Genomic DNA, 12,185 nt, shown 5'->3' with positions numbered 1-12,185 from the left:
TTTATGCAGAAATCAATTGTATATTTGAAATTTATTTTAAAGATGACAAAAACCGCACCAGAATTTTATAAAGAATTAGTTGAAAAATTCCCTTTTGAACCAACAAATTCGCAAAATTTATTGTTAGAAAATTTATCAGAATTTATTTTTGAGAACAACAATAATGCTTTGTTTTTAATTAAAGGTTATGCTGGTACTGGAAAAACAACTACAATTAGTACTGTAGTTAATAATTTATGGCGCGTTGGTAAAAAAGCTGTTTTGTTAGCACCAACAGGGAGAGCTGCAAAAGTAATTTCAGGGTATTCCAACAGGCAGGCTTTTACAATTCATAAAAAAATATACTTTCCTAAAAAAAATAAAGCAGGAGGAGTAGATTTTACACTGCAAACAAATAAGCATACAAATACCATTTTTATTATTGATGAGGCTTCAATGATTCCTGATAGCCCAAGTAATGCAAAATTGTTTGAAAATGGTTCTCTACTGGATGATTTAATTTCTTTTGTATACGCAGGTGTTCATTGTAAAATTATATTTATAGGTGATACTGCACAATTACCACCGGTAAAATTAGATATTAGCCCAGCTTTAGATGCTCAAAAATTAGAGTTAAATTATAACAAGGATGTAACTGAAATTGAGTTAAATGAAGTCATGCGTCAACATGTAGATTCAGGTATTTTAATTAATGCAACTGAATTACGGTTGATTTTATCGAATAATGGATTTGAAACCTTTCAATTTAAGTTAGGTTATCCTGATTTAATTAGATTAATAGATGGTTATGAAATTGAAGACGCCATAAATACTGCGTATGATAATATTGGAGTAGAGGATACGGCATTTATTGTGCGTTCAAATAAACGTGCTAATCAGTATAATCAACAAATTAGAAGTAAAATAAGAGGGCAGGAAAACGAAATTTCAACAGGAGATTTTGTAATGGTTGTAAAAAATAATTATTTCTGGTTAAAAGAATCCAGTGAAGCTGGTTTTATTGCCAATGGTGATATTTGCGAAATTCTTCAAATTTTTAATATTAAAGATTTATATGGATTTAGATTTGCTGAAGTAAAAGTAAGGATGATTGATTACCCAAATGAAAAACCTTTTGAAACGGTATTGTTATTAGATACTTTAACTTCAGAATCTCCATCTTTATCTTACGAAGAGTCAAATAAATTGTATCATGAAGTTCGTAAAGATTTTTTACATGAAAAATCTAAATACAAGCAGTTACTAGGAGTTAAAAAGAGCAAATATTTTAATGCGTTACAAGTAAAATTTTCTTATGCAGTAACCTGTCATAAATCACAAGGTGGGCAATGGAAAACAGTTTTTGTTGAGCAACCTTATTTGCCTGATGGACAAAATATTGAGTACTTAAGATGGCTATATACTGCAGTTACCAGAGCGCAAGAAAAAGTGTATTTAATTGGTTTTAAAGATGATTTTTTTATTGAATAACTTTATTTAAATAGATCCATTCCAGGAATATTTGGCATTCCATTTTTTGCAGCAGCTGCAAGTTCTGTTTCACTTATTTCATTAGCTTTTTCCAAAGCACTGTTTAAAGCAATTATTAAATAATCTTCAATTTCTTCTTTATCGGTTAATTCTTCTGAAATAGAAATATTTTTAACGTGTCTGTTTGCTGTTACGGTAACTTTAATATTACCATTATTAGCTTCACCATCAATCAAAATAGTGTTTAATCTAGCTTTTGTATCTTCTATTTTTTGTTGAGCTTCTTTAAGCTTTGCCATCATTCCAGATAAGTCTCCAAACATTTTATTTTAAATTTAACAAGTTAAAAGCACAAATATAGTATTTTTGCAAACTAGTAAAAAAATATAAATGTCGGAAAACGAAATAAATACCCCAATTGCTGATAAAATTAGAAAGGAATTAAAAATTCACGGCGATGTTAGAATAGATAATTATTATTGGCTTAATGATAGAGAAAACCCGAAAGTAATAGATTATTTAAATGCTGAAAATGATTATTATGATTTAAAAACAGCACATACTAAACAATTTCAGGAGGATTTATTTGAAGAAATGAAAGCTAGAATTAAGGAAGATGATGAGTCTGTTCCTTATAAAAAGAATAATTATTTTTATATAACTCGTTTTAAATCAGGAAATCAATATCCTATTTACACCCGAAAAAAGGAAACTTTAGAAGCTATTGAAGAAATATTATTTGATGTAAATGTTTTAGCTGAAAGTCATAATTATTATAAATTAACAGGTTTATCAGTAAGTCCGAATAATAAATATGTAGCATTTGGAATAGATACTGTTGGTAGAAGAGAATATACGTTACAATTTAAAAATTTAGAAACAAACCAATTATTTTCGGAAAAAATAGAAAATACTACTGGTAGTGCAGCTTGGGCATCAGATAATAAAACTGTTTTTTATACGCAACAAAACCCAAAAACGTTAAGAAGCGAAAAAATATTTCGACATGTTTTGGGAACAGATCCAGCATTAGATGTAGAAGTTTTTTATGAAGAAGAAGAAGCTTTTAATACATACGTTTACAGAACAAAATCGGATAAATACATTATTATAGGCTCCCACAGTACTGTTTCAACAGAATACAGGATTTTAAAAGCTGATAATCCAACAGGGGAATTTAAATTATTTCAACCTAGAGAACGTGATTTAGAATATAATATAGCACACTATAATAATTATTTTTACATACTTACCAATAAAGATAATGCAACTAATTTTAAGTTAATGAAAACTTCAAGTTCGGAGACATTAAAAGAAAACTGGATTGATGTAATTCCACATAGAGAAGATGTTTTATTAGAGGATATCTCAATTTTTAAAGATTTTTTAGTTGTTGAAGAACGAAGTAATGGATTGAATAAAATAAGAATTTTGCGTTGGGATAATTCTGAAGATTTTTACCTTCCTTTTGAAGAAGAAGCTTATTCAGCTGGAGTTTATTTCAATCCTGAATTTGATACAAATGTAATTCGCTATGGCTATAATTCTATGACTACGCCTAGCTCTGTAATTGATTTTAATGTTTTAGATAAAACTAAAGAAGTAAAAAAAGAACAAGAAGTTTTAGGAGGAAAATTTGATAAGAATAATTATAAAAGTGAACGTTTGTGGGCAACCTCAAAAGATAGAACCAAAATAGCAATTTCATTAGTATATAAAAAGAGTACTGAGATTTCAAAAAATACTCCTTTGCTTTTATATGGTTACGGCTCATATGGACATACTATTGATGCAGGTTTTAGTTCAACCCGACTTAGTTTGTTAGACAGAGGTTTTGTTTTTGCAATTGCACATGTTAGAGGAAGTGAGTATTTAGGACGAAATTGGTATGAAAATGGTAAGCTACTAAACAAAATAAACACATTTACCGATTTTATTGACTGTTCAAAATTTTTAATAGAACAAGAATATACATCTAAAGAACATTTATATGCAAGTGGTGGCTCTGCGGGAGGTTTATTAATGGGAGCAATTATTAATATGAATCCTGAATTATATAAAGGTATAATTTCTGCTGTTCCCTTTGTTGATGTTGTTACTACAATGTTAGATGATAGCATTCCGCTTACAACAGGTGAATATGATGAATGGGGAAATCCAAATGAGAAAAAGTATTATGAATATATGAAATTGTATTCTCCGTATGATAATGTTGTTTGTCAAAATTATCCTAATATGTTGGTTACAACAGGACTTCATGATTCTCAAGTGCAATATTTTGAACCTGCTAAATGGGTAGCTAAATTACGTGAATTAAAAACTGATAATAATATTTTAATAATGCATACCAATATGGAAGCCGGACATGGCGGTGCTTCGGGCAGGTTTGATGCTTTAAAAGAGATTGCGCGTGACTATAGTTTTATTTTAGATTTAGAAGTTACATAGAGATTTAAAAAAAATTATTAAATTTGCACGTTAGAATATTATTAATAGTTCAAATATTTCATTTAAATACTTGAATTAAACTCTAAAAAATGGAACATAATACTGGAATAAGTAAAAATATTTTAGACCATATTGGTAACACTCCTTTAATTCAATTAAACAAAATCACAAAAAATCTTCCTGGAAATTTCTATGCAAAGTATGAGGGATTTAATCCTGGTCATTCTATGAAGGATAGAATTGCACTGCATATAATAGAAGAAGCAGAAAGACAAGGTTTACTTAAAGAAGGAAGTACAATTATAGAAACTACATCAGGTAATACTGGTTTCAGTATGGCTTTGGTGAGTATTATTAAAGGTTATAAATGTATTTTAGCAGTAAGCTCAAAAGCTTCAGCAGGTAAAATAAATATGTTAAAGGCAATGGGTGCAAAAGTATATGTTTGCCCTGCACACGTGAAAGCTGATGATCCAAGATCATATTATGAAGTAGCAAAAAAACTACATGCTGAAACTGCTAATTCTTTATATATAAATCAATATTTTAATAAATTGAATATTGATGCTCATTACAATTCAACTGGACCGGAAATTTGGAAACAAACAAATGGAGAAATTACTCATTTAGTAGCTGCAAGTGGTACAGGAGGTACAATTTCAGGAGTTTCCAAATATTTAAAAGAACAAAATCCAAAAATTAAAACTTTGGGTGTTGATGCTTTTGGATCTATATTAAAGAAATTTCATGAAACTGGAGAATTTGATAAAAATGAAATTTACCCTTATAGAATTGAAGGTTTAGGAAAAAACCTAATTCCAACAGCAACCAATTTTGATGTAATTGATGTTTTTGAAAAAGTAACAGATGAAGCTGCGGCCCATAGAGCAAGAGAACTTGCAATTACAGAGGGGTTATTTACAGGTTACACAAGTGGAGCAATTATACAGGCAACTATTCAGTATGCTGAACAAGGAATGTTTGATGAAAACTCAAAAGTTGTGTTGGTTTTACCAGACCATGGCTCACGTTATATGGAGAAAATTTATAGTGATGAATGGATGAAAGAACAAGGTTTTTTTGATTCTCAGAAACAAGCTCATAAAGAAGTTGAATTTATCAAGTAAAAGATTATAAAAATTATTAAAAAGAGGCTAAGAATTTATTTTTAGCCTCTTTTTTTGTAATATTAACATTTGATTAGCACAAAAAAAAAACCGTACTTTGTACCCAGAAAATATAATTATAGTATTATAATTTTTGCAAAATAATATTTATGAAAGATTTATTTGAAAGAATAGTTAAAGATAAAGGTCCATTAGGAAAATGGGCAAAACAAGCTGAAGGTTATTATGTGTTTCCAAAGTTAGAAGGGGAAATTTCAAACAGAATGAAATTTAATGGAAAAGAAGTAATTACTTGGAGTATTAATGATTATTTAGGATTGGCCAACCATCCAGATGTTAGAAAAGCAGATGCAGAAGCTGCAGCTGAATACGGAATGGCTTACCCAATGGGTGCCAGAATGATGTCTGGACATACTAAATATCATGAACAATTAGAAAAGGAATGTGCTGAATTTGTTGATAAAGAAGCAGCTTATTTGGTAAACTTTGGATATCAGGGAATGGTATCTGCAATTGATGCTTTGGTGACCAAGCATGATGTTATTGTATATGATATAGATTCTCATGCCTGTATTATTGATGGTGTTAGGTTACATCATGGAAAACGTTTTACATACCAACATAATGATATTGAAAGTTTAGAAAAAAACTTACAACGTGCAGTTAAAATTGCTGAAGAAAATAATGGTGGAATTTTAGTAATTTCCGAAGGTGTTTTTGGAATGCGAGGTGAACAAGGTAAGTTAAAAGAAATTGTAGCACTTAAAGATAAATATAACTTTAGATTACTTGTTGACGACGCTCATGGTTTTGGAACATTAGGTGAAGAAGGAAAAGGTACTGGTTTTGAGCAGGGCATACAAGCTGATATTGATGTATACTTTGCTACATTTGCAAAATCTATGGCTGGAATTGGAGCCTTTTTTGCTGCAGATAAAGATATAATTCAGTATTTACAATACAATATGCGTTCTCAAATGTTTGCTAAATCTTTGCCAATGCCAATGGTGAAAGGTGCACTTAAACGTTTAGATATGTTGCGTACAATGCCAGAGTTAAAAGCAAAACTTTGGGAAAATGTTAATGCACTTCAAAACGGGTTAAAAGAAAACGGTTTTAATATTGGTAAAACAAATACGTGTGTAACTCCTGTATTTTTAGAAGGTGATATTCCAGAAGCTATGGCTATGGTAAATGATTTAAGAGAAAATTATGGAATATTTTGTTCAATTGTCGTGTATCCAGTAATTCCAAAAGGTTTAATTATTTTAAGATTAATACCTACAGCAACTCATACATTAGAGGATGTTAAAACTACAATAACTTCATTTTCTGCAATTCGTGAAAAACTTGAAAAAGGTATTTACAAACGTATTGCAGCTTCAATGCAATAAGTATTAAATAAATTACATACAACAAAAAAGCCTTTTTGATAAAAATCAAAAAGGCTTTTTTTATAGGTGTTTAAAAAAATTAATATCCTTCAGAGATATTTTTTAAAGCATTTTTATTAGAAATTTTAATTTTTTTACCAATTAAATCAATTACACCATCTTTTTTTAAGTTTGATAGTAATCTAATTGCAGATTCTGTAGCTGTTCCAATAGTATTTGCAATTTCCTCTCTTGTAAGTATAACATCAATACAGGCTTCATTGTCCACTCCAAAAATTTCTTCTAAATGCAATAATGTTTCTGCTAACCTATCTTTTACGGGTTTTTGTGCCATTTGGGAAATGGAAGTATTGGCCTCATTTAATTGATGGGATATATTTTTCATTAATTTAAGTGAAAATTGTGTGTTTTCTTTAATAGTGTCTAAAATATCACCCTTCGGAATAAAACACACATGCATATCTTCAAGAGCAATAGCATTTAAACCAACAAGTTCTTCACTTAAAATAGACCTGTGACCTAAAATATCACCGCCTTTTATAAATTTAATAATTTGTTCTTTACCATTTGTGTTTAACTTGGTCAATTTTCCTTTACCATCTCTAATGCAATACATGCCATTTATAGCATTACCTTCAGTCATTAAATTTTCTCCTTTTTTAATAATAAGAGTTGTTTTATGATCAGAAATATTTTCTAATTCATCATTTGTTAGAGTTTTAAGGGCATTAAATCTTTTAATAATGCATTGTCTGCAATTCGACATATTTAACCAATTGTTTTAAAGTACTATAAGTTACAAATGTACAAAATTAAATGATTTTTATCATTTTTATAAAGGAATAAATGAATAGTTTTGTTGCGAAATAAAAATAAATATGAGTTTTAATAATTGTTATCATTGCGGTTTAGATTGTGGCAAAAAACCAGTAGAATTTAATGATAAATATTTTTGTTGTAATGGTTGTAAAACAGTTTATGAAATATTAAATGCCAATGAACTAACTTGTTACTATGATTTAGAAACTTCGCCAGGTACAATTCCGAAAGATATAAAAGGCAAATACAATTATTTAGATAATGAAGATATTATTCAAAAGTTATTAGAATTTAACGATACAGAAACTTCAGTAGTTGAATTTTACATACCAAGTATACATTGTAGTTCTTGTATTTGGGTGTTAGAGAATTTAAGTAAATTAAATAAAGGAGTTACCACTTCAATGGTAAATTTCCCAAAAAAAATATTGCGTATTACTTTTAAAAATAAAAGTACCAATTTAAAAGAATTGGTAGAATTAATTACGTCAATAGGTTATGAGCCTTATATAAGTTTAGAAGATGCTGATTCTAAAAATAAAAAAGTTGATAAAACTTTAGTTTATCAGGTTTCTATTGCAGCTTTTGCTTTTGGAAATATAATGCTATTGTCTTTTCCTGAGTATTTTGAAGTTGATGAATTTTGGCTGGAAAAATATAAATATTTATTTAGATGGTTAATGTTTACAATGGCTGTTCCAGTAGTTTTGTATTCTGCCAAAGATTATTTTATTTCAGCATACAAAGGGTTACGACACAAAATATTAAATATAGATGTGCCAATTGCATTGGGAATTTCAGTGCTATTTATAAGAAGTACTGTCGAAATATTTTTAGATATTGGTTCAGGTTTTTTTGATAGTTTAACCGGTTTGATTTTTTTTCTATTACTAGGTAAATTTTTTCAACAAAAAACATATAATTTTTTATCGTTTGAAAGAGATTATAAATCCTATTTCCCAATTGCAGTAACAATACTTAATAACGATAAAGAAACTAGTATACAAGTAAAAGACATTAAAAAAGGAGATCGTTTATTAATTAGAAATGAAGAATTAATTCCCGTTGATGGTATTTTAATTAACGGAAATGCAGCCATTGATTATAGTTTTGTTACAGGTGAATCGGTTCCAGTTATAAAACAATCTGGAGATAAATTATTTGCAGGCGGTAAGCAAACAGCAGGAGCCATTGAAATGGAAGTAGTTAGCACAATTTCACAAAGTTATTTAACTCAATTATGGAGTAATGATGTTTTTAATAAAAGTGAACAAATTACAATTAAAAACATTACAGATAAAATAAGTAAATATTTTACGATAGCTATTTTATTAATAGCACTGTTTGCCGGTATATTCTGGTATTTTTATAATGCTTCTATGGCTTTTAATGTGGTTACTGCAGTATTAATTATTGCTTGTCCTTGTGCTTTGGCATTATCAGCACCATTTGCTTTTGGAAATATTTTAAGAATTTTTGGTTATAAAAATTTCTATTTAAAAAATGCTGAAACCATTGAAAGTATTTCAAAAGTTAATACTATAATATTTGATAAAACAGGCACAATAACCTCAAGCGATAAAACACAACTTACTTATATAGGGAAAGAGCTGACAAAAATAGAAAAGAAAGGTTTAAAAAGTGTATTAAGAGCTTCAAACCATCCATTAAGCAGATCTTTATATGAATATATTATTGCAACTCCTTTTGAAGAAAAACCAACATTGTTTAATGAAATTTTAGGTAAAGGAATTGAAGCTGTTATAAAAAATATGAATTTTAAATTAGGGTCTTCCAGTTTTGTTGAAGCAAAGGCAATTAATGCAAATGAAACCTCAATTTATATTAAAATAAATAATGAATTTAAAGGTTATTATTTGTTTAAAAACAGTTACAGGGAAGGAACAAAAGAGGTTTTTGAAAAACTTGGAAAAGAGTATGATTTAGTAATTTTATCAGGAGATAATGATGGTGAAAAACCATATTTAGAAAAACTTTTACCTAAAAATACACACTTTAAATTCAATCAAAAGCCTGAAGATAAATTAGAGTTTATTAAAAACCTTCAGAAAAGTGGTAAAAAAGTAATGATGATTGGAGATGGTCTAAATGATGCAGGTGCATTAGCGCAAAGTAATGTTGGAATTGCAATTTCAGAAGATGTAAATGTGTTTTCACCAGCTTGTGATGCAATTCTTGATGCAAAACTTTTTAACAAATTACCTAAGTTTTTAACACTTTCTAAAAAAACAATTTCAATTATAAAAGCAAGTTTTGTTTTATCACTTTGTTATAATATAGTAGGTATGTACTTTGCCCTTAACGGATTATTAACACCAGTAGTTGCAGCTATATTAATGCCATTAAGTTCAATTTCAATAGTGGTTTTTGTAACAATACTTACAAATTGGATTTCAAAAAAGCTATAATTTCATCAATAATTAAAAAAAAGTGTAATTTTAAAACATGATAATTATCATTTTTTTTTATAATTAAAAATATAAATTTGTAAAAAATCAAAAGTAAAAACCTAGTAACTAAAAAATGGAAGTAGTCTACATTACAATAGGCGTAAGTATTATTGTAGCCGTGTTTTTTTTCATAGTATTTATAAAATCAGTAAAATCTGGACAGTATGAGGATACATATACTCCGTCTGTTAGAATGTTATTTGATGATGAATTAGTTGCTAAGCCTAAAGAGAATATCAAAAATCAACCGGAATAAATAATAATAATTAACAATTAATCAAACAAGTATGGAAAAAGAACAGTTTTATTATGATAATAAAATCGTAAAAATGTTTCTTTGGGCTACAATTCTATGGGGAGTTGTAGGGATGTTAGTAGGGCTTTTAGTAGCGCTACTTTTTGTTTTCCCAGGGCTTTTAGAATTTGCAGGAGCAGATAATGCGATATCCTGGTTAAGTTTTGGACGTTTACGTCCTTTACATACCAATGCCGTAATTTTCGCTTTTGTAGGTAACGGAATCTTTTTAGGAGTTTATTATTCTACACAAAGATTGTTAAAAGCAAGAATGTTTAACGATGTTTTAAGTAGAATTCACTTTTGGGGTTGGCAGGCAATTATTGTTGCGGCTGCAATTACCTTACCTTTAGGATTAACTTCATCTAAAGAATACGCAGAATTAGAATGGCCAATTGATATTGCAGTTGTTTTAATATGGGTAGTATTTGGAATTAACCTTATCGGTACAATTTTAAAGCGAAGACAACGTCATATTTATGTTGCAATTTGGTTTTACATAGCCACATTAGTAACTATTGCTGTACTTTACATATTTAATAATTTAGAAATGCCTGTGAGTGCTTTTAAAAGTTACTCAGTATATTCAGGTGTTCAGGATGCTTTAGTGCAATGGTGGTATGGACATAACGCAGTTGCATTTTTCTTAACAACACCAATTTTAGGACTCATGTATTATTTTGTACCTAAAGTTGCGAATAGACCAGTGTATTCTTATAGACTTTCTATTATTCACTTCTGGACATTAATTTTCTTATACATTTGGGCTGGACCTCACCATTTATTATATACTGCTTTACCTGAATGGGCACAAAATTTAGGTACAGTATTTTCTGTGATGCTTATTTTCCCTTCTTGGGGTGGTATGATTAATGGTTTATTAACCTTGCGTGGAGCTTGGGATAAAGTGCGTGAAAACCCAGTATTAAAATTCTTTGTAGTTGCTATTACAGGTTATGGTATGGCTACTTTTGAGGGTCCAATGTTATCGTTTAAAAACTTAAATGCAATTGGGCATTATACCGATTGGATTGTAGGTCATGTTCATATTGGAGCTTTAGCTTGGAATGGATTTATGATTGCTGGTATTGTTTACTGGTTAGCTGAAAAATTATGGAAAACGCCATTATATTCTAAAAAATTAGCAAATACTCATTTTTGGTTAGGTACTTTAGGTATATTATTTTATGCAATTCCATTATACGTAGCAGGTTTTACCCAAGCATTTATGTGGAAACAATTTAACCCAGATGGTACTTTAGTATATGGAAATTTCTTAGAAACTGTTACACAAGTTATACCAATGTATGCAATGCGTGCAATAGGAGGTACACTATATTTAACAGGTTTTATTTTATTGGCAATTAATATAATTAAAACTGCAAAAGCAGGTTCAACTGTTGAAGATGAATTAGCCGAAGCAGCTCCACTTAAAAAAATCAGCGGTCAAAGAATTGCTGGAGAAGGTTGGCACACCTGGTTGGAAAGAAGAACTGTTTTATTCACAATATTAACAACAGTTGCTATATTAATAGGTGGTTTAGTTGAAATTGTGCCATTAATTTTAGTAAAATCAAATATTCCAACTATTGAAAGTGTAAAACCATATACTCCTTTAGAATTAGAAGGAAGAGATATTTACATTAGAGAAGGTTGTAATAACTGTCACTCTCAAATGATCCGTCCGTTCCGTTCAGAAGTTGAGCGTTATGGTGAGTATTCAAAAGCGGGAGAATATGTGTATGATTTCCCATTTTTATGGGGTTCTCGTAGAACGGGTCCAGATGTACATAGAGTTGGTGGAAAATATAACGATAACTGGCATTTTAATCATATGCTTGACCCTCGTTCAACTTCACCGGGTTCAATTATGCCTCGTTATGCTTGGTTAATTAAAAATGACATTAATGCTTCTAATTTAGAAAGTAAAATGGAAGGATTAGTTTCGTTGGGTGTACCTTATTCAACTGAGCAAATTAGTGGTGCTAAACAACAATTATTAGCACAAGCTAAAGAAATTGAAAGTAATTTAAGACAAGATCCAGAGTTTGTTAAAAATTATGGTTCAAGTAATATTCAAAACAAAGAAATAGTTGCATTAATTGCTTATTTACAACGTTTAGGTACGGATATAAAAGCTAATAATACAGCCTTAAAATAA

General features: G+C 29.4%; 9 protein-coding genes. 7 read left to right on the top strand and 2 right to left on the bottom strand.

From position 1 onward, the window contains the following. The first annotated feature begins 42 nt into the window (after window positions 1–42). A complete protein-coding gene (locus BX611_RS07015) occupies window positions 43–1,470 on the top strand; it encodes an ATP-dependent DNA helicase (RefSeq protein WP_115879587.1) in 1,428 nt (475 codons plus the stop codon). A 2-nt stretch (window positions 1,471–1,472) separates the two neighbouring features. Here BX611_RS07015 and BX611_RS07010 read toward each other — a convergent pair whose 3' ends face one another. After that, on the bottom strand, window positions 1,473–1,793 hold the full coding sequence (locus tag BX611_RS07010) for a YbaB/EbfC family nucleoid-associated protein (protein ID WP_115879585.1): 321 nt from the start codon (window positions 1,791–1,793) through the stop codon (window positions 1,473–1,475). A 67-nt stretch (window positions 1,794–1,860) separates the two neighbouring features. On the opposite strand from BX611_RS07010, the gene BX611_RS07005 reads away from it, so the two are divergent. The 3 genes from BX611_RS07005 to BX611_RS06995 all read left to right on the top strand — a co-directional run bounded on the left by BX611_RS07005 (window position 1,861) and on the right by BX611_RS06995 (window position 6,439). After that, complete coding sequence (locus BX611_RS07005) at window positions 1,861–3,918, top strand: S9 family peptidase (protein WP_115879583.1); 2,058 nt, start codon at window positions 1,861–1,863, stop codon at window positions 3,916–3,918. Window positions 3,919–4,007: 89 nt separating this feature from the next. Beyond that, on the top strand, window positions 4,008–5,045 hold the full coding sequence (locus BX611_RS07000) for a PLP-dependent cysteine synthase family protein (RefSeq protein ID WP_115879581.1): 1,038 nt from the start codon (window positions 4,008–4,010) through the stop codon (window positions 5,043–5,045). 149 nt (window positions 5,046–5,194) lie between these two features. After that, on the top strand, window positions 5,195–6,439 hold the full coding sequence (locus BX611_RS06995; protein ID WP_115879579.1) for an aminotransferase class I/II-fold pyridoxal phosphate-dependent enzyme: 1,245 nt from the start codon (window positions 5,195–5,197) through the stop codon (window positions 6,437–6,439). A 79-nt stretch (window positions 6,440–6,518) separates the two neighbouring features. Here the strand turns inward: BX611_RS06995 and BX611_RS06990 are convergent, their stop codons facing one another. Continuing rightward, window positions 6,519–7,205: a Crp/Fnr family transcriptional regulator gene (locus BX611_RS06990; RefSeq protein ID WP_115879577.1), complete on the bottom strand. Its 687-nt coding sequence runs from the start codon at window positions 7,203–7,205 to the stop codon at window positions 6,519–6,521. Between the two features lie 112 nt (window positions 7,206–7,317). On the opposite strand from BX611_RS06990, the gene BX611_RS06985 reads away from it, so the two are divergent. The 3 genes from BX611_RS06985 (at window position 7,318) to ccoN (ending at window position 12,185) form a co-directional block, all read left to right on the top strand. Then, window positions 7,318–9,687, top strand: a complete 2,370-nt coding sequence (locus BX611_RS06985) for a heavy metal translocating P-type ATPase (protein WP_115879575.1) — start codon at window positions 7,318–7,320, stop codon at window positions 9,685–9,687. 115 nt (window positions 9,688–9,802) lie between these two features. Further along, window positions 9,803–9,985 carry a cbb3-type cytochrome oxidase assembly protein CcoS gene (ccoS, locus tag BX611_RS06980; protein WP_115879573.1) on the top strand — a complete coding sequence of 61 codons (183 nt, stop codon included), beginning with the start codon at window positions 9,803–9,805 and terminating at the stop codon, window positions 9,983–9,985. A 31-nt stretch (window positions 9,986–10,016) separates the two neighbouring features. Further along, entirely contained in the window at window positions 10,017–12,185 is a 2,169-nt protein-coding gene (gene ccoN / locus BX611_RS06975; RefSeq protein ID WP_115879571.1) for a cytochrome-c oxidase, cbb3-type subunit I, read from the top strand.

Source organism: Lutibacter oceani (assembly GCF_003384935.1).
Classification (GTDB): Bacteria; Bacteroidota; Bacteroidia; order Flavobacteriales; family Flavobacteriaceae; genus Lutibacter; species Lutibacter oceani.
The sequence above is the reverse complement of the archived record's forward strand: the minus strand, read 5'-3'. Positions and strand labels throughout refer to the sequence as shown.